28 protein-coding genes are annotated in these 24,183 nt (G+C 66.2%); 18 read left to right on the plus strand and 10 right to left on the minus strand.

Annotated elements, in window-relative coordinates; translation table 11 throughout:
• The first annotated feature begins 81 nt into the window (after positions 1 to 81).
• The gene (locus O0K41_RS03430; protein WP_111197157.1) at positions 82 to 1,182 is read left to right on the plus strand and encodes a hypothetical protein; all 1,101 of its coding nucleotides are present in this window, start codon (positions 82 to 84) and stop codon (positions 1,180 to 1,182) included.
• A 49-nt stretch (positions 1,183 to 1,231) separates the two neighbouring features.
• On the opposite strand, the gene O0K41_RS03435 is transcribed toward O0K41_RS03430, so the two are convergent.
• Genes O0K41_RS03435 through O0K41_RS03445 form a run of 3 tightly spaced genes read right to left on the minus strand, consistent with a single transcriptional unit; the run spans position 1,232 to position 3,907 of the window.
• Positions 1,232 to 2,560, minus strand: a complete 1,329-nt coding sequence (locus tag O0K41_RS03435; RefSeq protein WP_005410111.1) for an XVIPCD domain-containing protein — start codon at positions 2,558 to 2,560, stop codon at positions 1,232 to 1,234.
• The gene (locus O0K41_RS03440) at positions 2,557 to 3,210 is read right to left on the minus strand and encodes a hypothetical protein (protein WP_012480629.1); all 654 of its coding nucleotides are present in this window, start codon (positions 3,208 to 3,210) and stop codon (positions 2,557 to 2,559) included. Before O0K41_RS03440 ends, O0K41_RS03435 begins: the two co-directional genes overlap by 4 nt.
• A gap of 40 nt (positions 3,211 to 3,250) precedes the next feature.
• Positions 3,251 to 3,907, minus strand: a complete 657-nt coding sequence (locus O0K41_RS03445) for a hypothetical protein (RefSeq protein WP_062607457.1) — start codon at positions 3,905 to 3,907, stop codon at positions 3,251 to 3,253.
• 274 nt (positions 3,908 to 4,181) lie between these two features.
• Here O0K41_RS03445 and O0K41_RS03450 point away from each other — a divergent pair, with 274 nt between their 5' ends.
• Positions 4,182 to 4,688: an N-acetyltransferase gene (locus tag O0K41_RS03450; RefSeq protein WP_024958431.1), complete on the plus strand. Its 507-nt coding sequence runs from the start codon at positions 4,182 to 4,184 to the stop codon at positions 4,686 to 4,688.
• Positions 4,689 to 4,710: 22 nt separating this feature from the next.
• Here the strand turns inward: O0K41_RS03450 and O0K41_RS03455 are convergent, their stop codons facing one another.
• From O0K41_RS03455 to O0K41_RS03465, 3 genes are all read right to left on the minus strand, one after another.
• The gene (locus tag O0K41_RS03455; protein WP_005410107.1) at positions 4,711 to 4,917 is read right to left on the minus strand and encodes a hypothetical protein; all 207 of its coding nucleotides are present in this window, start codon (positions 4,915 to 4,917) and stop codon (positions 4,711 to 4,713) included.
• Positions 4,918 to 4,973: 56 nt separating this feature from the next.
• Positions 4,974 to 5,411 (minus strand): acetyltransferase, encoded by a 438-nt coding sequence (locus O0K41_RS03460; protein ID WP_049449095.1) that lies wholly within the window; start codon positions 5,409 to 5,411, stop codon positions 4,974 to 4,976.
• A gap of 68 nt (positions 5,412 to 5,479) precedes the next feature.
• Positions 5,480 to 6,247 (minus strand): NAD(P)H-dependent oxidoreductase, encoded by a 768-nt coding sequence (locus tag O0K41_RS03465; protein ID WP_049449097.1) that lies wholly within the window; start codon positions 6,245 to 6,247, stop codon positions 5,480 to 5,482.
• 78 nt (positions 6,248 to 6,325) lie between these two features.
• On the opposite strand from O0K41_RS03465, the gene O0K41_RS03470 reads away from it, so the two are divergent.
• The 5 genes from O0K41_RS03470 (at position 6,326) to O0K41_RS03490 (ending at position 10,234) form a co-directional block, all read left to right on the plus strand.
• A complete protein-coding gene (locus O0K41_RS03470; protein WP_005410104.1) occupies positions 6,326 to 6,685 on the plus strand; it encodes a helix-turn-helix domain-containing protein in 360 nt (119 codons plus the stop codon).
• 75 nt (positions 6,686 to 6,760) lie between these two features.
• Complete coding sequence (gene tadA / locus O0K41_RS03475) at positions 6,761 to 7,285, plus strand: tRNA adenosine(34) deaminase TadA (RefSeq protein ID WP_005410103.1); 525 nt, start codon at positions 6,761 to 6,763, stop codon at positions 7,283 to 7,285.
• A 75-nt stretch (positions 7,286 to 7,360) separates the two neighbouring features.
• The gene (gene orn, locus O0K41_RS03480; protein ID WP_049449100.1) at positions 7,361 to 7,933 is read left to right on the plus strand and encodes an oligoribonuclease; all 573 of its coding nucleotides are present in this window, start codon (positions 7,361 to 7,363) and stop codon (positions 7,931 to 7,933) included.
• A 170-nt stretch (positions 7,934 to 8,103) separates the two neighbouring features.
• Positions 8,104 to 8,979 (plus strand): EcsC family protein, encoded by an 876-nt coding sequence (locus O0K41_RS03485; RefSeq protein ID WP_099560303.1) that lies wholly within the window; start codon positions 8,104 to 8,106, stop codon positions 8,977 to 8,979.
• A 139-nt stretch (positions 8,980 to 9,118) separates the two neighbouring features.
• On the plus strand, positions 9,119 to 10,234 hold the full coding sequence (locus tag O0K41_RS03490; RefSeq protein WP_164222103.1) for an alkene reductase: 1,116 nt from the start codon (positions 9,119 to 9,121) through the stop codon (positions 10,232 to 10,234).
• Positions 10,235 to 10,338: 104 nt separating this feature from the next.
• Here O0K41_RS03490 and O0K41_RS03495 read toward each other — a convergent pair whose 3' ends face one another.
• The 3 genes from O0K41_RS03495 to ppsA all read right to left on the minus strand — a co-directional run bounded on the left by O0K41_RS03495 (position 10,339) and on the right by ppsA (position 14,656).
• The gene (locus O0K41_RS03495; protein ID WP_164222101.1) at positions 10,339 to 11,232 is read right to left on the minus strand and encodes a mechanosensitive ion channel domain-containing protein; all 894 of its coding nucleotides are present in this window, start codon (positions 11,230 to 11,232) and stop codon (positions 10,339 to 10,341) included.
• 111 nt (positions 11,233 to 11,343) lie between these two features.
• Positions 11,344 to 12,117, minus strand: coding sequence for a hypothetical protein (locus tag O0K41_RS03500; RefSeq protein WP_164222099.1), 774 nt, complete (start codon positions 12,115 to 12,117; stop codon positions 11,344 to 11,346).
• A 160-nt stretch (positions 12,118 to 12,277) separates the two neighbouring features.
• The gene (ppsA, locus tag O0K41_RS03505; RefSeq protein WP_005410098.1) at positions 12,278 to 14,656 is read right to left on the minus strand and encodes a phosphoenolpyruvate synthase; all 2,379 of its coding nucleotides are present in this window, start codon (positions 14,654 to 14,656) and stop codon (positions 12,278 to 12,280) included.
• 144 nt (positions 14,657 to 14,800) lie between these two features.
• Here ppsA and O0K41_RS03510 point away from each other — a divergent pair, with 144 nt between their 5' ends.
• The 5 genes from O0K41_RS03510 to O0K41_RS03530 all read left to right on the plus strand — a co-directional run bounded on the left by O0K41_RS03510 (position 14,801) and on the right by O0K41_RS03530 (position 19,092).
• On the plus strand, positions 14,801 to 15,622 hold the full coding sequence (locus O0K41_RS03510) for a pyruvate, water dikinase regulatory protein (protein WP_005410097.1): 822 nt from the start codon (positions 14,801 to 14,803) through the stop codon (positions 15,620 to 15,622).
• A gap of 153 nt (positions 15,623 to 15,775) precedes the next feature.
• Positions 15,776 to 16,285, plus strand: coding sequence for a DUF1249 domain-containing protein (locus O0K41_RS03515; protein ID WP_005410096.1), 510 nt, complete (start codon positions 15,776 to 15,778; stop codon positions 16,283 to 16,285).
• Positions 16,286 to 16,326: 41 nt separating this feature from the next.
• On the plus strand, positions 16,327 to 16,815 hold the full coding sequence (locus O0K41_RS03520; RefSeq protein WP_005413820.1) for an 8-oxo-dGTP diphosphatase: 489 nt from the start codon (positions 16,327 to 16,329) through the stop codon (positions 16,813 to 16,815).
• A gap of 162 nt (positions 16,816 to 16,977) precedes the next feature.
• The gene (locus tag O0K41_RS03525; RefSeq protein ID WP_164222097.1) at positions 16,978 to 17,607 is read left to right on the plus strand and encodes a DUF2239 family protein; all 630 of its coding nucleotides are present in this window, start codon (positions 16,978 to 16,980) and stop codon (positions 17,605 to 17,607) included.
• A 120-nt stretch (positions 17,608 to 17,727) separates the two neighbouring features.
• Entirely contained in the window at positions 17,728 to 19,092 is a 1,365-nt protein-coding gene (locus O0K41_RS03530) for an MATE family efflux transporter (RefSeq protein ID WP_123958709.1), read from the plus strand.
• Between the two features lie 142 nt (positions 19,093 to 19,234).
• On the opposite strand, the gene O0K41_RS03535 is transcribed toward O0K41_RS03530, so the two are convergent.
• Positions 19,235 to 19,885, minus strand: coding sequence for a class I SAM-dependent methyltransferase (locus O0K41_RS03535; protein ID WP_164223347.1), 651 nt, complete (start codon positions 19,883 to 19,885; stop codon positions 19,235 to 19,237).
• A 343-nt stretch (positions 19,886 to 20,228) separates the two neighbouring features.
• Between O0K41_RS03535 and O0K41_RS03540 the strand changes: the two genes are divergently transcribed.
• The 6 genes from O0K41_RS03540 (at position 20,229) to O0K41_RS03565 (ending at position 24,111) form a co-directional block, all read left to right on the plus strand.
• On the plus strand, positions 20,229 to 20,843 hold the full coding sequence (locus O0K41_RS03540; protein WP_005410091.1) for a phosphatidylcholine/phosphatidylserine synthase: 615 nt from the start codon (positions 20,229 to 20,231) through the stop codon (positions 20,841 to 20,843).
• Positions 20,844 to 20,865: 22 nt separating this feature from the next.
• Positions 20,866 to 21,930, plus strand: coding sequence for a class III poly(R)-hydroxyalkanoic acid synthase subunit PhaE (gene phaE / locus O0K41_RS03545; protein ID WP_164223350.1), 1,065 nt, complete (start codon positions 20,866 to 20,868; stop codon positions 21,928 to 21,930).
• A complete protein-coding gene (gene phaC, locus O0K41_RS03550; RefSeq protein WP_012480614.1) occupies positions 21,927 to 22,994 on the plus strand; it encodes a class III poly(R)-hydroxyalkanoic acid synthase subunit PhaC in 1,068 nt (355 codons plus the stop codon). Before phaE ends, phaC begins: the two co-directional genes overlap by 4 nt.
• A 31-nt stretch (positions 22,995 to 23,025) precedes the next feature.
• Positions 23,026 to 23,394 carry a YfeK family protein gene (locus O0K41_RS03555; RefSeq protein ID WP_005413813.1) on the plus strand — a complete coding sequence of 123 codons (369 nt, stop codon included), beginning with the start codon at positions 23,026 to 23,028 and terminating at the stop codon, positions 23,392 to 23,394.
• Between the two features lie 64 nt (positions 23,395 to 23,458).
• Positions 23,459 to 23,662, plus strand: coding sequence for a PspC domain-containing protein (locus O0K41_RS03560; RefSeq protein WP_108270191.1), 204 nt, complete (start codon positions 23,459 to 23,461; stop codon positions 23,660 to 23,662).
• Entirely contained in the window at positions 23,659 to 24,111 is a 453-nt protein-coding gene (locus O0K41_RS03565; protein WP_005413812.1) for a hypothetical protein, read from the plus strand. The genes O0K41_RS03560 and O0K41_RS03565 overlap by 4 nt, the downstream gene beginning before the upstream one ends.
• Positions 24,112 to 24,183: the final 72 nt, after the last annotated feature.

Below are 24,183 nucleotides of genomic sequence, written 5' to 3' on the forward strand. Positions count from 1 at the left end.
GCAGGGTGCCCGCCGTTGTTTTGCGTACGACGCGTGGCGCCCTGTGGCGCCGACATGGAAACCCACCCGTAAGGACACCACATGCGAATCGTTCCCTTGAATGCCCTGCAGGCCGCTGCCCGCTGCAATGCATCCGCGCGCCGCCTGCCGCCGCTCTGGCTGCTGTCACTTGGACTTGCCGCAGCCTCGGCACAGGCTCAGGAGACAGCGCCGCCCGTCGCGGAAACGCACGCCACGGCACAGGCGATCGCTGATGCGCCTGCAGGGACGGCACCGCCTGCCACCGTCGAGCGAACCGTTCCGGCGGTAGCACCCGCACCGCCCGCATTGGCCATCGTGCCATTGCCGCCCGAGCGGGCGACCGAGCGGGCGCTCGGTGCGCGCTGCCCGGTGGATCTGGCCGGGCGACTGGCGACCCAGGGCGACCTGCTGACCGGCGCCTGCCAGGGCACCATGCCGGCGCATCTGGCCGCTCTGCTGGTCGCGCTGCCCGAGCAGGACATCCACCTGCCGCGCAACTGGCGCGAGCGAGAGGTACAGCAGAAGGCCTGGTTCAAGGCGGTGCCTGGGTACGGCCAGCGACCGGACTTCATCGTGCGGATGGGCGACGTCTGGGTGCGCTCGCTGGAAGGGCGCGACGCCGACAGCACGTTCTACCTGGTGTCCGCGCCGTTCACCTGTAGCGACCAGGTCGCCAACCGCGATGACTACAGCGCGGAGCCGGTACGTGTGCCAGCGGGTAGCTGCCGCGAGGCCTATGTGGGCCAGCGTGTGTACCAGGTGCGTGGCGATGCGCCGCCGAGGGATGTTACCGCCGAAGCGATGCCGGCCATGCCACAGGTGACCGAGGCGGATCGCGCACGCCAGCTGGCGCGTGGGGGCAGGATCACGCTGGATCACAGCAAGCTGCAGTTCGGGCCGGCCATGCGTTGGTTCGTGCAGTATCCGGAGACGGTGCCGAAGGGTGGGGCGCGTGCGTTCAGTGACTGGAACCGCGAGCATCTCGCCTTCGTGGTCTGGACCGGCGATCGCTTCGAGTTGCGCGACAAGGTCCCGCGCAGCCAGTGGCCGTGTGATCCGGTCGCGCCGGGCGATCGCGCCTGCGGCGGCTTCCCGGATTCCGGGCCGGATCTGTTCGTGACCGCCAGTGCATCTGCACCGGTCGCGGCCACCAGCCCCTGAGTCACGGTGCTGAGGCGGGAGCCGGAATGACCGGCTCCCGCGCTGTCCATCAGGCCTGCAGGCTGCGGGTCTGATGCTGCTGCTGTTCCAGCTGTTGGTCGCGCTCCAGCGCAAGGCGCTGGCCTGCAGCCTGCTGGTCGATGCGCTGGCTGCTCTGTTCCAGCGGCGTGTTCATCGCCACTGCCGTATCCACCGACACGCGAAGGTGGGCGGGGTCACCGCCCTGGCCCTGCACGGCGAAGCTGCGCGAGGCATCGGCGTTCATCACCACTTCGTCGATGCGCTTGCCGCCTGCAGCGTGCATCTCCGCCGCCAGGCTGCCCGCCAGCTGCGTACTCATCACGTCCGGCACGCGGCCAACGCGCACGTCATGTGCGTGCACGCCGCGGATCGCGTCGTTGAACAGCGGGTTACCCAGGTGGTTGGCATCGTCCATGCGCAGCATGCTGGTGTGATGGCCATTCTTCTCCGCTTCGCGGCGTGCCGGTTCACCGGGCTGCAGCGGGCCGCGGATGTGGTCGTACAGATCGATGGCGCCGCCCGGGATGCCGCGTGCAGCGCGGGTGACGCCGCGACGCAGTGACTCGACGTCGTCGCGATACTCCTCGATCATCTTGGCGTTGTCTTTCGCCAGCTTCTGCGTTTCCGGGTGCTTCAGCACCGAGCCTTCGTTGAGGAAGTTGCCCAGCTTGTGCGCACCGAACGAGCTGGTGGCCGCGATGATCGGGCGGTCCGGAATCAGATCACGCAGGGCGTGATTGCTGAAGCCGTTTGCCGCGAGCGTCTTGATCTCGTCGGGCTTGGCATAGATGCGTACCTGGCCGAAATGCGGTGACGCGGCGCTGACCGGATCGGAGGCCATGACGTGGTTGATCATGGTGTTGCCGCCTTCCGGAATGCGATAGCTTAGGCTGACCGCGCCGTAGGCATTGAAGGTTTCGCCCTTGACGTTGAAGTGGTGCGAGGTGATCTGGGCAAGAGCGCCGCCGAGGGAGTGACCGGTGACGGTGACCTGGGGCGCGGGCACACCGTTCAAGCGGGATTGAAGCGCAGCGCCTTCGAGCGTCCTCTGTGTCAAAGCAATCGCGTCAGGCGCCTGTACGTTGGTGCGCGCAACCACCATGCCGCCGTCGGTCAGAATCGCATCGCGAGCGATCTGCTCGGTGCCACGATGCGCAATGACGATCTCTTTGGTGTCTACGCGCTGATAGACGGTGCCCTGATAGCCGTTGAGACGATTGTTGACATGCTCAAGTATCTTGTACTCATGGCCGTTTAACGTGACTTTTTCTTCTTGGCCGGGTTCACGTCGGCCGACGGCCCGATCCTTGTAGGCGTCATTGGATAACGCGGCGTAGTCCTGAGAGGTGATGGTCACGGCGCGACCTCACTTGCGGAGAGGGTGATCGTAAACAGCTTGTCCTGCAGATCAGCGGCGTAGTTGCTGCGATCGGGCTCGCCACTGGCTGGGAAGTTGGGAACGCGATCTGCCTTCGGATAGACCAGATCCGGATAGTAGAGCGTATGGGCGCCACCTTCGGTCAGCGGCTTGGCGTCGACGAAGGTGAGGAAGCGGGTCTCTTCTTCGGCACCCGTTGCCTTCAGCATTGCCCCGGCACCGGTGAACTCCCACTTGCAGACGCCACGACCGTAGTAGTCCTCATCCAGCATGCGGTCCACATATAGCGTGCCGCGGTACTCGCCCTCAGCGACCTTGCGCAGCTCCACCGGTTCCTGGCTGGTGATACGTGCAGCTGTGCCGGTGGCCGGCTCGATGTGGCCGCACTGGTCTTCGTTGGTGACGTCGTACTGCGCTACGCCCTTGACCAGTGCGAAATCGCCGGGGGCATCCTTCAGGCGCAGCACCAGCTCATAGGCCTTGCGCGGGGTGGGGTTGAGCTTGGCGAGGCCGCGCCCGCCCTGGGCGACATCGGCTTCAGCAGCGGCACGTTCCTGGTTCATGGCGGTCTCCGGGTTGCAGGCGGTCAATAGAAGCAGAGCAAGGCACGGAATCATCTTGTGGCGCAATGTCGGCCTCCTTGGGGGTAGGGGGTGTTGAACTGGCAGCTCATGGCACGAGCTTCTGCACAGTGGTGGTGGTTGAGAACAGCGCGTCGCGCAGATCTTCGCTGTACCCCGACGGATCTTCCTCGCCACTGGCGCCAAAGTTGGCGACAGTGTCGGCGCGCGGATAGATAAGGTTTGGGTAATAAAGCGTAAGAGGTGAGTCGCTCTCCATGCGCTCCTTGTCGACGAACGTAAGGAATCGCGTATCCGCCTCGCCGGTCGTAGCGCGCAACATCGCACCGACACCCGTCAACGTCCAATGGCAGACGCCACGCCCGTAGTAATCCTCGTCCTGCATGCGGTCGAGGTAGAACGTACCGCGGTATTCGTTCTCGTCGACCTTGTGTAGTTCCACCAACTCCTGGCTGGTGATACGGCTGGCGGTACCGGTCGCCCACAGGACCCGGCCGCAGTCCCTGTGGTTGCTGACGTCGTACTGGGCAACGCCCTCGACCACCGCGAAGGGACCGGGGGCATCCTTCAGGGTCAGTACCAGCTCGTAGCCCTGCTGCGGTGACGGGTTGAGCTTGGCCAGGCCGCGTCCACCTGCGGCAACGTCACGCTCTGCGTCCGCGTAAGGCGAGCAGGCCGTCAGCGCCATCAAGAGGCCCATCGGTACCAGGTGGCGTCCATCGCGTGTCGGCGTGGCTACATCCATGGCGGCATCCTGCATCGTGCGTCCGTGTCCATATATCCTTCCCTGGTGACAGGTTTATCGATTATGGAGTGTTCTGGAAACCTGGCGCCAGCTACGGCAAGGTGTCGGTGACGGAATTTTGACGCATTCAGCGTTCGGCAGCGTCGCCGAATCGATTGCGGCACAGGCGATTCGGGGTTGACCAGGCGATTGCGCTTCGCGTTCGACATTTCGCCGCCAATTTGTGACAACGGTCGCCTATTCACGCGACGCTCACGCAAGCGAGCATTACGCCATGAACTACACCATCCGTGCCGAAGCCATTGATGATCACGCCACCCTCCATGCGCTCACCGAGGCCGCGTTCCGGAACGCGGCGCACAGCAGCCATACCGAGCAGTTCATCGTCGACGCCCTGCGCGCGCGCGGGGAGCTGAGCGTTTCGCTGGTGGCCGAGATGGACGGGAAGGTGATCGGCCATGTGGCGGTGTCGCCGGTGACGATCAGCGATGGCAGCACGGGCTGGTTTGGCCTGGGGCCGATTTCGGTATTGCCCGCCTGGCAGGGGCAGGGCATCGGTGCGGCCCTGATGCATGCCGCACTTGAAGCACTGCGTCAGCAGGGCGCACATGGCTGTGTATTGCTGGGCGAGCCCGCCTATTACGGTCGCTTCGGCTTCTGTGCCGAGCCGGGCCTGGTGCTGCCGGGTGTGCCGCCGGAGTACTTCCAGGCACTTTGCCTGCAGCCTCCGTTGGCACAGGGCGAAGTGCAGTACTCACCGGCCTTCGAGGCGACGGCCTGATCCGGGCCTGGCACGTTTCTGCTCAGGGCGCGCGCCAGACGGTCGGTTCGGGTTGCGGCTTCGGAATGCGGTAACCGCCGATGTGTTCAAGCAGTTCATTGGTACGGCGCTGCTCGACCAGTACTTCACGCAGCAGGTTGCGCACGGCGAAGATGGCGAACGGCACCAGGATCCAGACCAGGCTGATGCCCAGCGCAAACAGGGTCAACAGGGCTTTTGCACCATCCATGCGGCATTCCTTGGTCGAAAGCAGCCACGCTAGCACGTGGCTGCTGCCGACGGATGTCAGCCGTTGTGCCGAAGGTGGATCAGCGGATACGGACGGCCTTGCGAATCCAGCGGTGAACGTCCGGTTTCGACGAAGCCCATGCGCAGGTAGAAGCCGACGGCCTGTGCGTTCTGTTCGTTGACGTCAGTACTCAGCTGCGGATGCTGGGCCAGTGCGTGCTGCAGCAGTTGCCGGCCGATGCCGGTGCCACGTACGTCCGGATCGATGAACAGCGCTTCCATGTGCGTGCCGTCGATCAGCATGAAGCCCAGCGGCCGATCCTGCGCATCGACAGCAACGGTCATCGGCGCTTGCGGCAGGAAACCGGCGACTTCGGCATCGATGGCCTGGCGGTCTTCGGCACTGAGGAAGTCGTGGGTGGCGTCGACGGCGCGGCGCCAGAGGTCGACAAGAGCGGCGCCGTCGTCGGCGCGGGAGGGGCGGAGGGTGATCATGGGTTCGCCAAGGTGCTTGCAAAGAGTGCGTAGTATGGCGCGTCCCGATCCAGCGCGCAGATGTGGATTCATCCGGCGTTGCGATGGCGGATGAAGGGGCTGTAGGTAGTGGCCTCCGCGCGCAGCACAACGCCGTCCTCGAAATCGCTGCTGTCGTTGAAGGGCACGGTGGGCCACTGCGGCCATTGCGCCAGGCGTTCGCGGTAGTAGTGGGTCGCTGCAGCCAGTGCCTCGTCGTGGGCCTGCACGCGCTCCGGTCCCAGCCCGGAACGCACGCCGTGCACCACGTGCGGTTCCATCACGTCGAAGCCGACGTAGCGCAGGCTGTACATCAAGGGCCACAGCAGCAACCGGGTATCTCCCTCGCGGCCGTCGACTGCGCAGGCCCGTGCCGATGAGCCGGTGGTGACGCTCAGCAACGCACGCTTGCCGCGCATCGCTCCGTGCTCATGACGCAGGCGGCTGTTGTACATCGGCCCGTACACCAGTACGCGGTCCAGCCAGCCCTTCAGGATGGCCGGCGCCGCGAACCACCACAGCGGGAACTGCAGGATCAGCAGGTCTGCGGCCCGCAGCAGTTGCAGGTGACGTTGCACATCGACGGGCAGCTTGCCCTGCTCGGCGCTGTGCCGCTGTTCGCGTTGGGCGTCGAAGTGGCCGGGATGCAGGCGATGCGGATGGTGGTCAGCCGCTTCCAGCGGATCGAAGCCCTCCGCATACAGGTCGACCACGTCCACCTGCAGCGCGTCATGCCGCAGTTGCTCGGCGGCCTGAGCGGCCAGATGTGCATTGAAGGAGCGGGGCTCGGGGTGGGCAAGCAGGATCAGGGCGCGCATGGGGCGAGGTGTTCGAGGAGTGTGCGACCATCCTCGCGGTGCCGGCATGCGCCGGCAATTACGCACCTTGAGGTAACCATGGCCTTTCCCGGGGATGTCTATGCCGCCGACTGTTCGGCACGCGATGCGCTGGCGCTGATTTCAGGCAAGTGGGTGATGCTGCTGCTGCCGGCATTGGCGCAGGGCCCGCTTCGCAACGGCGCGTTGCTGCGGAAGATCGAAGGCATCTCGCAGAAGGTGCTGACCCAGACCCTGCGCCAGCTGGAGCGCAATGGGCTGGTCGAGCGGTGTGACCGGGGCAGCAAACCACTGCATGTGGAGTACCGCCTGACCGAGGTCGCGCGCGGCCTGGTCGAGACGCTGTCCGCCCTGGATCGCTGGGCCGAGCACAACTTCCCGGCGCTCGATGCGGCCCGCGAGCGCTTCGACGCGCGCTAGCGGCGCCTGCACGGCCCCGGGCGTACAATGCGCCCCCGGCGGCCATCCTGGCCCAGTTGAAAAGCGAGAACCGCCATGACCGATGTCCTGGGTGTACCGGTGCACGATGCCGATGAACACTGGATGCGCCATGCACTGGCCCTGGCCGAGCGCGCGCAGCGTGAGTTCGACGAGATTCCGGTCGGGGCGGTGCTGGTGGGCGCCGACGGCCAGCTGCTGGGCGAGGGCTGGAACCTCAACATCGCCTCGCACGACCCCAGCGCGCATGCCGAGATCGTGGCCATGCGGGCCGGTGGAAAGCTGCTCGCCAACCATCGCCTGCTTGGCAGCACGCTGTACGTGACCTTGGAGCCGTGCGCGATGTGCGCGATGGCGATCGTGCATGCGCGCGTTTCGCGCCTGGTCTACGGCGCCAGCGACCCCAAGACCGGTGCGTGCGGCAGCGTGTTCGACCTGCTCGGCGATGCCCGCCACAACCACCGGGTCGAGATCCACGGCGGGGTGCTGGCCAAGGAAGCCAGTACGCGCCTGACCAATTATTTCCGCGCCAAGCGTGGCAAGCCGCCGCTGCTGCTGGAAGACCACGTCGGCGAGGGCTGAGGGGCGAACGGGTATGATGGGCGCCTCTTTCCTTCACCGGTAGGCCGCGCGCCTGCCCAGCAACGAGGCGACACAATGGCGGACACCGGCGCGGCCAACGAACGACTGATCTGGATCGACCTGGAAATGACCGGGTTGGACACCGACAACGATTCGATCATCGAGATCGCCACCGTGGTCACCGACGCCCAGCTGAACGTACTGGCCGAAGGTCCGGAATTCGCCATCCATCATCCGCTGGAAACGCTGGAGGCGATGGACGAGTGGAACCGCAACCAGCATCGTCGTTCGGGCCTGTGGCAGCGCGTGGTGGACAGCACCACCACCCTCGGCCAGGCCGAGGCGCAGACGGTGAACTTCCTGGCGCAGTGGATCCCGGCCGGCCTTTCGCCGATGTGCGGCAACTCGATCTGCCAGGATCGCCGCTTCCTGCACCGCCAGATGCCGCGCCTGGAGAAGTACTTCCATTACCGCAACCTGGACGTATCCACGGTGAAGGAACTGGCCAAGCGCTGGGCGCCGAGCGTGGCCGCTGGCGTCGGCAAGAACAGCAACCACACCGCACTGAGCGACGTGCACGACTCGATCGCCGAGCTGCGCCATTACCGCCAGTTCATGGGCACGCTGGCGGGCTTGCCCACGGCCTGAACAACAACGCCGGGCATGGCCCGGCGCGACCGGGTGACACGCGAACTGGTAGTGCCGGCCGCGGGCGGGCAAGGCGTCGGGGTCGGATCCCTTTCCCGCGGCAAGGGATCCGACCCCTCTGTCGTGCCTCGCGACGAACCGTTCAACTCCCCGGCGCTAAGATCGGCGCCATGAACGAGCCCATCCTGCTTCCCCGCGACATTGCCCACGACGCCCGCGACTGGTCCGACCTGCAGCGGGCGGTGGCCCTGCTGGAAGCGCCGACCCTCACCGCGCGCATGGCCAACCTGGTCGGCACGCCGCTGGAGTTCGCGGTGAAGGCGCTGCCCAAGGCGGTCTCCGGTCGCATACACGGAGCGGTGCAGGCGGCGCTGTCCAAGTCCGCACAGGCGGCGCTGTGGAGCATGGACAACACCCCCGGCAAGGGAGCGTCGACCCGTTGGCACAAGCTGGCGGCAGCCACTTCGGGCGCGGTCGGCGGTGCCTTTGGTTTCGCGGCCTTGTTCATCGAACTGCCGGTGTCGACCACCATCATGATGCGCGCCGTGGCCGACGTGGCCCGCAGCGAGGGCTTCGACCTGTCCGAGTTCAGCACCCGGCAGGCGTGCCTGGAGGTGTTCGCGCTCGGTGGCAACTCGCCGCGCGACGACGCCAGCGAGACCGGCTACTACCTGGCCCGTGGCTTCACCACCGACGTGATGCGGCATCTTTCGGCCGAACTGGCTGGGCGTGTGGTGACCGGCCGCGACCTGACCTTGGGCGTGGCACCGAAAGAAGCTGGAAAGCTGCTGGCGAAGATGGTGGAAAAGGTGGCGGCGCGCTTCGGCGTGGTGGTTACCGAGAAATTCGCCGCACAGGCAGTGCCGATCGTCGGTGCTGCCGCGGGTGCAACACTGAATACCATGTTCACCGACTACTACCAGGACATGGCGCGCGGCCACTTCATCGTGCGCCGGCTCGAGCTGAAGTACGGGGAAGATGTGGTGCGCGCCTGCTATGACCGCGTGGCGCATGGCGCGGTCAAGATCGAGCCAAGGCTGGAGTAGCGCCACGCCATGCGTGGATGAGTCCTCGTGCCGGGTGATCCTTGCCTCGAGGGAACAATTGTTTTGCCAGTGCATGCCTGTTGCCTGGCAGCCGGCATCCCCATCCTTTGCGGCACTCCCCCCGCAAGAGATTGCCGCCATGATGTTCACCCCCCACCCCCTGGGCGCGCTGACGCTGCCCAACCGCATCGTGATGCCGCCGATGACCCGCTCGCGCGCCGCCGATGGCAACGTCGCCACCGCGGAAATGGCCGCCTACTATGCGCAACGCGCCAGCGCCGGCCTGATCGTCAGCGAAGGTACCCAGATCAGCCAGCAGGGCCAGGGCTATGCCTGGACCCCGGGTATCCACAGTGCCGAGCAGGTGCAGGGCTGGCGGCAGGTGACCGATGCGGTGCACGCCGCCGGTGGCCGCATCTACGCCCAGCTGTGGCACGTCGGCCGTGTCTCGCATGTGGCCCTGCAGCCCGATGGCGCGGCGCCGGTGTCTTCCTCGGCATTGCTCGCCGAAGGCGTGAAAGTGTTCGTCGACCCGACTGGGGCGGGTCCCGGAGCCGGTTTGGGCGAGATGATCCAGCATTCGATGCCGCGCGCGCTGCGCGAGGACGAGATTCCCGGCATCGTCGCCGATTACGCGCAGGCCGCGCGCAATGCGCTGGCCGCGGGATTTGATGGTGTGGAACTGCACGGCGCCAACGGCTACCTGATCAACCAGTTCATCGATTCGCAGGCCAACCAGCGTACCGATGCCTACGGCGGCTCACTGCAGAATCGCCTGCGTTTCCTGCGCGAGGTGGTGCAGGCGGTGGTCGAGGTTGCCGGTGGCGAGCGTGTGGGCGTGCGCCTGGCGCCGCTGACTACGCTGCAGGGGGCGGTGGACGATACGCCGCAGGCGACCTATCTGGCTGCCGCACACCTGCTCGGTGAGATGGGGGTGGGCTACCTGCACATTGCCGAGGCCGACTGGGACGATGCACCGCCGATGCCGGTGGCGTTCAAGCAGGCGCTGCGCATGGTCTACCCGGGCACGCTGATCTACGCCGGCAAGTACACCGCCGAGCGCGCCGAGCAGGCACTGGCCGAAGGCTGGGCTGACCTGATCGGCTTCGGCCGGCCGTTCATCGCCAACCCGGATCTGCCCGAGCGCCTGCGTACGGGCGCGGCGCTGAATCCGCCGGATCGCGCCACGTTCTTTGGCGGTGGCGCGGTCGGCTTCACCGATTACCCGACGCTGGAAGAGAGCGTCGCGGCCTGATCCTGGCCGGCATTTCAGTCAGGCGGCGAGGGGTAGTGCCGGCCGCTGGCCGGCATTTCAGTCAGGCGGTAGTGCCGGCCGCTGGCCGGCATTCCACTGCCGGATCACGGCTTGTCGCGCACCAGCGCGTCGGCTTCAACCACGCCGCCATCCTTGCCGTGCAGGTACAGGTGCATGTCCTGCTGCGGGTACGGGATGTTGATGCCGGCCTTGTCATAGCCCAGCTTCAGCCGCTCCAGTAGCGTGACCTTGGTGCCGAACCAGTCGGCCGACTTCACGTAGCAGCGGATGCCGAGGTTGATGGCGTGTGCGCCCAGCTCGTAGACCACCACGTCCGGTGCGGGGGTCTGCAGCACGCGTGGGTCGGCCTTCATCAGCGCCAGCGCGGTGTCGCGTGCCAGCTGGATGTTGTCTTCGTAGCCGATGCCGATCACCAGTTCGACGCGGCGCGTCGGTTCGGCGGTGAGGTTGATGATCGGTGCGGCGGTGATCAGCGTGTTCGGAATGGTGGTGTGCTGGTTGTCGGCACCGATGAGCACGGTCTGGAAGATGCGCACTTCGCGCACCGTGCCGGTCTGCCCGGCCACGGTGACCACATCGCCCACGCGGAACGGTCGCAGCGTCACCAGCATCACGCCCGAGGCGATGTTGGACAGCGAATCCTTCAATGCCAGACCGACCGCCAGGCCAGCGGTGCCGAGCACGGCCAGCAGCGGGGTGATCTGCACGCCCAGAGTCCCAATGGCCAGCACCACCACGATCACCAGTGAGGCGGCATACACCACGTTGCGCAGGAAGCTGCCCAGCATCGGGTCCACACCCATGCGCGCGGTGGCGCGCGGCATGGCATTGGACAGGCGACGTGCCACCCACAGGCCCACCAGCAGCACCACGATCGCGGCCAGCAACGGCACGCCGTAGGTTTCCAGCAGGCGTTCCCAGTCGAGCGAGTGGAACCAGGGCGTTGCGGCGGGGGCGGGTGGGGCTGTAGCAATCATGCGGGCTCCTTGTCGAACGGGCGCGGCGCTCAAGAACGCCAAAAACTGAAAACCCCGCAGAGGCGGGGTTGCATGCGGGCAGATTATCGGCATGGCGGGATGAACGTGATGTCAGCCGCCTTCGATCAATGCGCCCGTACCCTTGAGCAGCGAGCGTAGTCCCTGCACCAGATGCGGTTCTACCGTGCTGAGCCAGAGGCGGCCGGGCACCAGCTCGTCCAATGTGCAGCCGGGGGTACCTTGCAGTAGCCCAGCCAATGTCTTGTCGGGTGCGACGGGTGCACCCAGCTGTGCCGGATTGAGCAGACTAAGCGGGAAAATGTTGCGGGCCTTGCGCAGGCGCACCTCCGGCGGGGCGTCATGCCAGATCTGATTGCGGTCTTCTTCGTCCTTGGGTTGGGTTCCATCGCAGTAGCCACTGATGTAAGCCTGCGGGCTGCGCTCGAAGGGTGGGTGGGTGACGTAGCCAAAGTCCCAGTCATACAGAGCGATCAGCCCCACTAGGAGCCCCCGGAAGGACTGCGGTTCCAGAGGAAAGCGAGCGTCCTTCGAGAACAGAACGAATTCCGTTCCAAGCTCACGACTGGAGAAGAAATCGACGGATGCCGTCAGATCGTAGGCGGGCGCGTCACTTCCTTTGGGTACAGCGTCAACACCGAGGAGAGTCAGCTCGTTGAAGCCACTGGCCAGAAGTCTTCGATGTGCTGCATTGCCCAGCTTCGCCAACTTGCCGCTCTGGCCCTTTCCGTCAGCCGCAAAGTGGGTGGCCTCTACTCCACGCTTTTCGAGCATGGATATAGCCAACTCGTGAAACTTCTGGAAATCCTGCGCTCCTGCCAGTGGGCCGGAGTAGTTGGACAGTCCAAGTGCGAACGGGATGGTCATGGGGCGAACCTTGCCGGCAAGCGATTCCAGTCCTCCCAGTGTGCGTCGGCCATTTCAGGGCGCCTACTGGAATAGTTGCAAATGACATATCGGCCCAGTTGGTCCCCAAAAGCAGAAACCCCGCCGAGGCGGGGTTTCCTTAATCAGCCTTACAGCCGGATCAGCCGTTGGCCTTCAGCTTGGCCAGGCGCAGCCAGGTATCGACCACGGTGTCCGGGTTCAGCGACACCGACTCGATGCCTTCCTGCATCAGCCATTCGGCCAGATCCGGGTGATCGGACGGGCCCTGGCCGCAGATGCCAACGTACTTGCCCTTGGCTCGTGCTGCCTTGATCGCCATCGACAGCAGCTTCTTCACTGCCGGGTTCCGCTCGTCGAACAGGTGCGCAACGATCGAAGAGTCGCGGTCCAGGCCCAGGCTCAGCTGGGTTAGGTCGTTGGAGCCGATCGAGAAGCCGTCGAAGATCTCCAGGAACTCATCGGCGAGCAGTGCGTTGGACGGCACTTCGCACATCATGATGATCTTCAGGCCGTTCTCGCCCTGCTTCAGGCCGTTCTGTTCCAGCACCTCGACGACCTTGCGGCCTTCTTCCAGGGTGCGCACGAACGGAATCATGACCCACAGGTTGTCCAGGCCCATTTCGTTGCGCACGCGCAGCACGGCCTTGCACTCCAGCGCGAAGGCGGCCGAGAAGCTCGGGTCGACGTAACGGCTGGCGCCGCGGAAGCCGATCATCGGGTTCTCTTCGTGCGGCTCGTAGTTGCTGCCGCCGATCAGGTTGGCGTACTCGTTGGACTTGAAGTCCGACAGGCGCACGATCACCGGGTTCGGTGCAACCGAGGCGGTGAGGGTGGCGATGCCTTCGGCCAGGCGGTCGACGTAGAAGCTGACCGGATCACCGTAGCCGGCGATCTTCTCATCGATCTTCTTCTTGGTCGCCGCGTCCTGGCGGTCGTATTCCAGCAGTGCGTTCGGGTGGATGCCGATGTGGCTGGCGATGATCATTTCCAGGCGGGCCAGGCCGATGCCGGCGTTCGGCAGCTGGCCGAAGTCGAAGGCACGTTCCGGGTTGGCCACGTTCATCATGATCTTCAGCGGGGCCGGCGGCATGTTGCCCAGATCGGTGGTGGTGCGCTCGAAGCCGAGCTTGCCTTCGTAGATGAAACCGGTATCGCCTTCAGCACAGCTGACGGTGACCAGCTGGCCATCTTCAATGACCTTGGTGGCGTTGCCCGAACCGACCACGGCGGGCACGCCCAGCTCGCGCGCGATGATCGCGGCGTGGCAGGTGCGGCCACCACGGTTGGTGACGATGGCCGAAGCGCGCTTCATCACCGGTTCCCAGTCCGGGTCGGTCATGTCGGCGATCAGCACGTCGCCCGGCTGCACGCGGTTCATGTCGTCCAGCGTCTTGACCACGCGGGCCACGCCCGAACCGATCTTGGCGCCGACGGCGCGGCCTTCGGCCAGCACGTTGCCGCCCTTTTCGGTCAGCGCGAAGCGCTCGATCTGGGTGGCGTGGCTGCGCGACTTCACCGTCTCCGGGCGCGCCTGCACGATGAACAGCTTGCCGCTGACACCGTCCTTGGCCCACTCGATGTCCATCGGGCGGCCGTAGTGCTTTTCGATGACCAGCGCCTGCTTGGACAGTTCCTGCACGTCCTCGTCGCTGATCGAGAAGGTGTTGCGCAGTTCGACCGGAGTGTCCTCGATCCTGACGCGCTCACCCGGGACATCCGAATACACCATGCGGATCGCCTTGCTGCCGAGCGAGCGGCGCAGGATCGCCGGCTTGCCGGCCTGCAGGGTGGGCTTGTAGACGTAGTACTCGTCCGGATTGACCGCACCCTGCACGACCATTTCGCCCAGGCCGAACGAAGAGGTGACGAACACCACGTCGCGGAAGCCGGACTCGGTGTCCAGGGTGAACAGCACGCCGGAGGAACCGACGCCCGAACGCACCATCAGCTGCACGCCGGCGGACAGGAACACGTCCTCATGCTTGAAGCCGTGGTGGACGCGGTAGGCGATCGCACGGTCGTTGTACAGCGAGGCGAACACTTCCTTGACCTTGTGCACGACATCGTCGGCACCGGTGACGTTGAGGAAGGTCTCCTGCTGGCCGGCGAAGGAGGCATCCGGCAGATCCTCGGCGGTGGCCGACGAACGCACGGCCACGGCCACGTCGCCGCCGCCGTTTTCGGCGCTCAGCTTGGCGTAGGCGGTGCGGATGTCCTGGTCCAGCTGCGGCTGCAGCGGCGCATCGATCACCCAGCTGCGGATTTCCTTGCCGGCGGCGGTCAGCGCGTTGACGTCCTCGACGTCCAGCGTGGCCAGCTTGTCGAAGATGCGCTTGGACAGGTCGTTGTGCGCGATGAAGTCCTTGAAGGCTTCAGCGGTGGTGGCATAACCGCCCGGCACCGAAACGCCCAGACCGGCCAGGTTGCCGATCATCTCGCCCAGGGACGAATTCTTGCCGCCTACGCGGGCCAGATCGGCCAGACGCAGTTCGTGCAACCACAGGATGTTCTCGTTCAAGCGCGATGCTCCGTTTGGCCATCGCCCGAGGCGGGCTGAGTGGCCGCGTCCGTAGGAAGAAGCCGATATGATGCCGGGCAGAGCACCGTCGGCACAAGCTTGTGCTGGCGGCCTTTTTAAGCTTCGTAGGGGGTAAAAGCGCGCATGTCGACCATCCGCCCGGTGTTCTACGTTTCCGATGGAACCGGTATCACCGCTGAAACCATTGGGCATAGCCTGCTCACCCAGTTCTCCGGGTTCAGCTTCATTACCGACCGCATGTCGTTTGTCGACGACCCCGAAAAAGCGCGTGAAGCCTGTGCCCGGATCCAGGCGGCAGGGGAGCGGTACCAGGTCCGGCCGATCGTGGTGAACTCCTGCGTGGACCAGAGCCTGAGCCTGATCCTGGCCGACAGCGGGGCGCTGATGCTGGATGTGTTCGCGCCGTTCATCGAGCCGCTGGAGCGTGAACTGGCAAGCCCGCGCCTGGCCCGGGTCGGCCAGGCGCACGGCATGGTCGACTTCGACACCTACCACCGCCGCATCAACGCGATGAACTTCGCCCTGACCCACGATGACGGTATCGCGGTGAACTACGACGATGCCGACGTGATCCTGGTGGCGGTGTCGCGCGCCGGCAAGACGCCCACCTGCATCTACCTGGCCCTGCATTACGGCGTGCGTGCGGCCAACTACCCGCTGACCGACGAGGACCTGGAAAGCGATCGCCTGCCGCCACGCCTGCGCAACTACCGGCGCAAGCTGTTCGGCCTGACCATCGACCCGGACCGCCTGCAGCAGATCCGCCAGGAGCGCCGCCCGAACTCGCGCTACGCCAACCTGGAGACCTGCAAGCGCGAGGTGGCCGCGGCCGAGGTGATGTTCCAGATGGAGCGGATCCCGACGCTGAGCACCACCCATACCTCGATCGAGGAGATTTCCAGCAAGGTGCTGGCCACGCTGGGGCTGCAGCGCGAGTTGTATTGATTCCGGTGGAGCCGGTAGAGCCGGCCGCTGGCCGGCTGATCGATGGACCCTCGGCCGCGATATTGCGCTGCCGGCCAGCGGCCGGCACTACCCCAGGGCTTGGCTTGTGCATGTACGCCCCCACGTTGAAGCACCAACGTGTAGGATCGACCCATGGCCCGAGCCTTGCCCCGTACCGAACGCATTCCCCGCCTGAGCCGGTTGAGCTGGCTCATGGGCCTGTACGCGGAGAACTATCGCCATCTGGTGCGCCTGTTCGAACCGGCCGGACTGGCGGCGGGCAGCTACATTTCCTCGATCGGCGACGGCCTGGATGTCCGCCTGGACGTGATCGAGTGCCACCGCTACACGGTGGAACTGCGCCTGACCTACGACCTGGCCGACCCGGTCACCGGCGAGCCCGATCCGTCGGCCTACGTGCGCCTGTACCGTGACGCGCGCCAGGCTGAGACCACCCATTGCTATGTCGGCCGCCGCTGGCAGGACACCATGGGCCTGTACCCGCCGCCGGCGGAACTGATCAGCCACCGCATGCGTATGAACACCTTCCTCGGCAAGTGGCTGGAATACCTCGCCGAGCGCGGCCACGGCGTGGCCACCCTGCGCCGCGATCCTGATGGCGCCACTGCGGCTGCCGAACGCCGCCTGTCGCTGGTGCGCTGATCGGCCATAATCCACGGCTGACCTGCCGCTGGATGCTGCCCATGCCGTACACCCCGATCGTCGCCACCCTGGGCTACGTGCTGTCGCCCGATCGTCGCCAGGTGCTGATGATCCACCGCAACACCCGGCCCGGTGACCACCACCTGGGCAAGTACAACGGGCTGGGCGGCAAGATCGAACCAACCGAAGACGTTGCGGCAGGGATGCGCCGCGAGATCGCCGAGGAAGCCGGCATCGACTGCACCGGCATGCGCCTGCGCGGCACCATCAGCTGGCCGGGTTTCGGCAAGCACGGCGAGGACTGGCTGGGCTTCGTGTTCGTCATCGACAGTTTCGAAGGCACCCCGCACGGCGGCAACCACGAGGGCACGCTGGAGTGGGTGGACCTGGACAAGCTGGACACGCTGCCGATGTGGGAGGGCGACCGCAACTTCCTGCCACTGGTGTTCGACGCCGACCCGCGCCCCTTCCACGGCGTGATGCCGTACCAGGACGGCCGCATGGTCAGCTGGTCCTACAGCCGGCTGTAACCCGGCGAATCGGGAGGGGGGCGATCTTTCGAGTGGGGATCAACCTTCCAGGTGGGTGCCAACCTTGGTTGGCACGCTCTTCCGGTTGATTAATACCCGGGCAATATTGACGAACGAAAATTACCCGGGCAATATTCGCGCATCACCTCCGATGCCATTGCCATGCCTGCGTCCCGACTCCCCCCCTTCAGTTGTTTCGACGGCCACCGGCTGGTCGCTTCCGGTACCCCGGAAGTGGCCGCGCTGGCCCTCAAGCAGCTGCGCGCCGACAACGCTGCCGGACCCTTGCTGGTGTTCGACAACGCTACCGGCCGCACCCGTGATTTCGATACGCGCGGCAGTGACGCAGAACTGCTGGCGCGGGTCGTCGAAGCCTTTCCCGCCGCCGTCGAGGCGGATGCCGACGTTACTGCCGAAGAGGCGCCGGCAACTCCGCGTGGCCGCGGCCGCCCCAAGCTGGGCGTGGTCGCACGCGAAGTGACCCTGCTGCCGCGCCACTGGGCGTGGCTGGCCGAGCAGCCCGGCGGGGCCTCGGTAGTGCTGCGCAAGCTGGTGGAGGCGGCCAGCCGTGCTGGTGCGGACAAGGACCGCCGGCGTCGCGATGCCGAGCGCGCCTATCACTTCCTGCAGACCATCGCCGGTGACCTGCCGGGCTTCGAGGAGGCCATCCGTGTCCTGTTCGCGCACGACCGGGCGGGCCTGGAAATGGCGTTGCGCAGCTGGCCGGAGGATGTGCGCAATCACGCCCTGCGCCTGGCCTTCGATGATTCTTCGGACCACGCAGACGGCTGAGCCACTGCGCCGTTGCTGAGCGGCGGCGCCACCTGATCGCGGGCCACGGCCGCCCGCTCCCATTTGCTTGCTTTGCTGGCGGAAACGCCGGGCAGGGCAGCGCCTTGCCCAGAGAACCCCATGGACACCCCCGCACATCCCATCCCCCCGGTCGCGCCGCCCCTCTGGCACACCTATCTGAACCTGCTGCTGCCGATGCTGCTGACCAACGCATTGCAGCTGGCCGCAGGCACGCTGGACAACATCTACCTCGGCCATCTGCTGGGTACGCAGGCGGTGGCCGCCGCCGCAGCGTTCTTCCCTGTCTTCTTCCTGCTGCTGGCCCTGGTAATGGGTCTGGCGACCGGTGCGATGGTGCTGATCGGCCAGGCCTGGGGAGCGGGCCGGCCGCAACAGGCTCGCGCGGTGGCCGGCAGTGCGGTGGCACTGATTCTGCTGTTGTCAGTGCTGGTGATGGCGGTCGGCGGCGGTTTCGCGCCACAGCTGCTGGCGGCACTGGGCACGCCAGCGCCGATCCTCGGCGAATCCATCGTCTATGCCCGTGTCCTGCTGCTGGCGGCACCGGCGTTCTTCCTGCTGTGGCTGGCCACTGCGGTGGGCCGTGCGGTGGGCGATGCCAAAACGCCGCTGCATGCGCTGCTGCTGGCCACGGTGGTCGGCCTGCTGTGCACGCCGCTGCTGATCCTGGGCTGGGCCGGCCTGCCGCAGCTGGGCGCGGCCAGTGCGGCAGTCTCGGCGGCGCTCGCCTCGCTGCTGGCCCTGGCCTGGCTGATGTGGCGGTGGCAGCGGATGGGGCACCCGTTGGCCCCGGGGCATGAGTTGCTGCAAGCCATCCGCTTTGATGGAGCGCTGATCCGTTCGATGCTGCGCATCGGCATACCGTCTTCGTTGCAGATGCTCAGCCTGGCCATTGCCGAAATCGTGCTGCTGGGCTGGATCAACCGCTATGGCTACACGGCCACGGCCGCCTACGGTGCGGTCAATCAGTTGATGAGCTGGGTGCAGCTGCCGGCAATGTCCCTAGGGATCACTGCCACCATCCTCGCCGCGCATGCGATGGGAGCGGGGCGTACGGCACGGCTGCCTGCCATCGCCCGCACCGGGGTGATGCTGGGTCTGGCGATGCTGACAGTCGTAGTGCTGCTGGTGATGGCGCTGGCGCCATGGCTGACTGGCTTGATCCTGGCGGCCGCAGAGCCGCGCGAAATGGCCACGCAGCAGTTGCGCACGGTGGTGTGGGGCGTGCTGGCGATGGGAGGCAGTGCGGTGCTGGTCGGAGTGATGCGCGGCAGCGGCACGGTGCTGTTGCCGGCATTGCTGGGCATGGCTGCCGTGTTGCTGCTGGAGCTGCCGTTGGCGATGTGGCTGCAGTCCCGGCACGGTCTGGCCGGGCTGTGGTGGGCATGGCCGCTGGGGTTGCTGGCCATGCTGGTGATGCAGGTGTTCTGTTTCGCGCATTGGCGGCGCCGCGTGCAGGCTGGGTAGTGCCGGCCGCTGGCCGGCAATCCGCAATGGCCGGAGCAGCCGGCCAGCGGCCGGCTCTACCACTCGGTCGGATCGCATCCGGCGCGGATGCAGGTGTTCTGTTTTGCTCGTTGGCGGCCGGGTGCAGGCCGGCTCTATCACTTCAGTGCCGCTGTGCCAGCAGCAGGTGGAAGTGCTTTTCTCGGGTCTGGCCGTCATTGCCGGCCGCGGATTCGCGGTGGCTGCGCCAGGCCGAGACGCGGAAGCCCGATACCCGCAGCGCCAGCTCCACCGTGTCCAGGTCATGCAGCTGGAAGTCGGCGGCGAATGGCAGGCTGCGCATGAAGCTGGCATCGCCGAAGGCCAGGCACAGGCGGCCGCCCCGGCGTAGCACCCGCGCCAGTTCGTCCAGCACCGGGGCCAGGTTTGGCCAGAAGTACAGGGTGTTGACCGCCAGCGCGGCATCCATCGCGGCATCGGCGACCGGCAGTGCATGGGCGTCGCCGTGTCGCATCGCCGCACGTTCGGCCATCCCGGCGTCGGCCAGCCGCTGGTTGCCGGCCTCGACCATGGCCGTGGACAGCTCGATGCCCAGATAGTGGCTGCCGGTGGCCTGCAGCATCAGTGGCGCGAAGGCCGCATTGCCCGGGCCGACCTCCAGGACCCGTTCGCCGGCACCGACGGCCAGCAGCCCGATTGCGGCCAGGTTGAGTGCGCCGTTGCTGTGGTTCATCGAGTCGGCCACCGCCAGCGCGGCCTCGCCGTGGGGCTGCCGCAGCTGTGCGGCCAGGGTGGGAGCATCCAGCATCATCATCGTCCGTTGCAGAGTTTCGGACGTGGCGGCGGCGGGTCCGCCGGTGACCATAGCGCCGACCTTGTGGCTTGGGAAGTAGGGAAACCCCGCTTCCGGGTGATGAGGAAATGTCCAGCGTCGCAGTCGGTGAGATCTGGTTGTCCACAGGGGGTGTGGATTACGCGTGGGCAACTTTGTGGATAAGCCGCGACAGGCGCCACCCCCCTAGGCTGTCAAGATGGGTGGCGAAAAATTCACCGTCGGTGAGGGCAGGTGAGGGAGCGGTGAAGGCGGGGCCTGCCAGCGCTGTCGCCAGCGGCGGCGCTCGCGGTAACCTGTGGGCCTTGATGCTCCGTGAGACCCCATGAAACGTCACTTCTCGATGCTGCGCGAATTCCAGCTGGCCGACTGGTTCACCCTGGCCAATGCTTTCTGCGGCACCGGTGCGGTCTTTGCCGCGATGCGCTTCCTGCAGGACGGCGAGCGCGGCTACCTGCTGTTCGGCATGGCGCTGATCCCGCTGGCCTTCATCTTCGACGCGCTCGACGGGCGCATCGCGCGCTGGCGCAAGTCCAGCTCCACCCTCGGCCGCGAGCTGGACTCGCTGTCGGACGTGATCTCCTTCGGCGTGGCGCCGGCGGCGCTGGCCTATGCCTGCGGCATGCAGGGCGGCTGGGACTGGCTGGTGCTGAGCTACTTCGTCTGCTGCGGTGTCAGCCGCCTGGCACGCTACAACGTCACCGCCGAGGCGCTCGCCGGCGACGAGGGCAAGGTCACGTATTTCGAGGGCACCCCGATCCCGACCAGCCTGGTGCTGGTGATCGTGCTGGCGATTGCCGCCGGTACCGATGCCATCGGCCAGGACCTCTGGTTCGGCCAGTGGCAGATCGGCCCGTGGCAGCTGCACCCGATGGTGCTGTTGTTCGCCTTGTCCGGGTCGCTGATGATCAGCAAGACCCTGCGTATCCCCAAGCCATGAGCCAGCCCAGCGGAGGCCTGCAATGACCAGCTCGGCCCACGACGCCGGCAGCAGCGATTTCGAGACCCTGGCCCGGCAGTACTTCGGCGCCTGGGGCGATGCCCTGCGTCATGCGAGCACGCCCGGCGCACCCGCCGGTGACGACCCCGGCAGCTGGCAGCGGTTGTTCGACTGGTGGGGCCAGCTGTTGCCCGAGCAGGCGCAGGGCGCACCGGAAGATGCCGTGCGCCGGTTCCGGGAGCAGGCGGGCAGCTGGTACGGCACCATGCAGGAGGTCGCCGCACGGTTTGCCGGCCGCGACGCCAGCAGTGCCGATGTGGCCCAGGCCTGGCGCGAGGCGGTGCAGGGGCAGGGCGATGGCATGCTGCAGTGGATGCTGCAGGGCGCCCGTGGCAGCACCCACGCCGGCGCCACCGTGCCCGAATTCGCCGCATGGCTGCAGCAGTTCCAGCTGCAGGCGGGCCCGTGGCTGCAGAGCCCGGCGTTCGGCCCCGGCCGCGAGCACCAGGCGCGCTGGCAGGCGCTGCTGCGGGTGCAGGAGGAGTACCAGCAGCATTCGCGCGCCTACGTTGATCAGATCAGGCAGGCGTTGGACGAGGCCTTCGCGTTGTTCGAGCAGCGTCTGGCCGAGCACGAACAGCCCGGCAGCCAGTTGACCAGCGCCCGCGCGATGTTCGACCTGTGGATCGAAGTGGCCGAGGAGGCCTACGCCAAGGTCGCCATGTCCGAACCGTTCCAGCAGGTGTACGCCTCGCTGGGCAACGCGCAGATGCGCCTGCGCGCCGGCCTGCAGCGCGAGGTGGAACAGATGAGTGAGCGTATCGGCCTGCCGACCCGCAGCGAGATGGACGCCGCGCATCGCCGTATTGCCGAACTGGAGCGCAGCCTTCGCCGCCTGCAGGCACAGGTGGCGGTGCTGGCGGGGACCGCCGCGGTCGATCCGGTGTCGCAGCCGGCACCGGCGAAGGTGAAGCCGGCCGCGCGCAAAGCCGCGAAGAAGGCCGCGCCGGCGAAGAAGGCGCCTGCAAAGAAGGTGTCTGCGAAGAAGGCTGCGTCTCGCGCTTCCACTCGGGCGCGTGACCGATGAAAGGACCGCTGGGCTTCAACGCCGATGACCTGATGCAGGAAACCCTGGCCATGCAGCGCAAGCTGATGGAAGGGCTGAAGCTGCTGCCGCAGGTGGAAGACGTGGACTATGGCGTGACCGCGCGCGAGGAAGTCTGGCGTGACGGCAAGGTGGTGCTGTACCGCTTCGTCGGCGAACAGGCACCGACCCGGCGCACGCCGCTGCTGATCGTCTACGCGCTGGTCAACCGGCCGTACATGGTCGACCTGCAGGCCGACCGTTCGCTGGTGCAGAAGCTGCTGGCGCTGGGCCAGGACGTGTACGTGCTGGACTGGGGCTACCCGGACCGGTCCGAACGCTTCCAGACCCTGGAGGACTACCTGCTGCGCTACATCGACGGCGCGGTCGATGCGCTGCGTGCGCGCAGTGGTGACCCGGTGGACCTGCTCGGCATCTGCCAGGGCGGCGTGTTCGCACTCTGCTACGCCGCGCTGCGCCGGCAGAAGCTGGGCAAGCTGATCACCATGGTCACCCCGGTCGACTTCCAGACGGCTGACAACATGCTCTCGCATTGGGCGCGGCAGGTGGACGTGGACCTGCTGGTCGACACGCTGGGCAACATCCCGGCCGACCTGATGAATGCCAGTTACCTGATGCTCAAGCCATTCCGCCTGAACGTGCAGAAGTACGTCGGCCTGCTCGACATCCTCGATGACAAGGCCGCGCTGGAGGATTTCCTGCGCATGGAGAAGTGGATCTTCGATTCACCGGACCTGGCGGGCGAGGCGTTTCGCGATTTCATCAAGCAGTTCTACCAGGGCAATGGGCTGGTGAACGGCACGGTGCGGATCGGCGAGGAAGCGGTGGATCTGTCGCAGGTGACGCTGCCGGTGCTGAACATCTATGCCGAGCAGGACCATCTGGTGCCACCGGATGCCTCGCGCGCGATGCGCGGGCGTTTGGGCACGGACGACTACACCGAGTCCAGTTTCCGTGGTGGACATATTGGTATCTACGTTTCCGGCCGCGCGCAGCGCGAAGTACCGGCCACGATCGATGGCTGGTTGAAGGCGCGCGATCTGTAGAGTCGAGCCATGCTCGACTGACTTGGGGGTGATGATGTACCGGATTTTGTTGATTCTTGCGGCACTGCTGACAGCACCACTTGCCCACGCCGCACCCAGTACGGATGCACGCCGGGAGATCGCCCAGCTGATCGCCAGCCTGGATGGCTCCCAGTGCCGTTTCCAGCGCAATGGCAGCTGGTACGACGGCAGCGACGCGCGCGCGCACCTGCAGCGCAAGTACGATTACCTGCTGAAAAAGGGCATGGTGGACAGCGCCGAGCAGTTCATCGAGCGCGCTGCCAGCCAGAGCAGCATGAGTGGCAAACCCTACCGCATCCAGTGTCCGGGGCAGCCTGAACAGACCGCAGCCGCCTGGTTCGGCGCACGCCTGCAGGCCCTGCGCCACCGCACGCCGTAGACATGGGGGCAGTGTAGAGTCGAGCCATGTTCGACTGCCTTGTCCGTTTCCCGGAGCTGCCGCCATGAACACCGCGCCCAAAACGCTGTCGCGTTCATTGAACGACCGCATGATTGCCGGCGTGATGGGCGGCATTGCCCATCGCTTCGGCTGGAATGCGACCCTGCTGCGGGTGATCTACGTGCTGGTTTCGCTGGCCTCCGCCGCCTTCCCTGGCATCCTGGTCTACCTGATCCTGTGGCTCCTGATCCCCAACGAGGCCGATTGAAGACTGGAGCAACGCCCTGGCCGATCTGGCTGCGCGCGCTGCAGGTGCTGGGCGCGGTGTGGACGTCACCCAATTCTCTGCTCGGCGTGATCGGCGGCTTGGCCGGCATGCTCGGCGGCGCGACATTGCGCTGGAGCGGCCGTGACTGCGCGCTGGTGTTCGACCGCTGGCCGTGGGGGCCAGGCGGGGCGATCACTCTGGGGAACGTGATCCTGCATACCGGCCATGACTTGGGCATTTCCTGCCGCACCTATGCGCATCAGGCAGGGTGGGGCGTGGAGCCGCTGATCCGGCTGGATGATCACGAACGGGCGCACGTGTACCAGTACATGGTGCTGGGCCCGCTGTACCTGCCGGTGTACCTGCTGTGCGGCGGGGTGAGTGCGCGCAATCCGTTCGAACGGGCGGCCGATCATTTCGCCCGGTTCGGGCGTGGCTGGTGGCCGTAGTTTCCAGCCAACGGCGCAGCCCCTCGTGGGTGGTCGCGGAATGCGTTTCATGCGATTGGGCCGGGCGGGGTG

This window comes from Stenotrophomonas sp. Sm2128, from assembly GCF_030985535.1.
In the GTDB taxonomy this organism is placed as follows: domain Bacteria; phylum Pseudomonadota; class Gammaproteobacteria; order Xanthomonadales; family Xanthomonadaceae; genus Stenotrophomonas; species Stenotrophomonas maltophilia.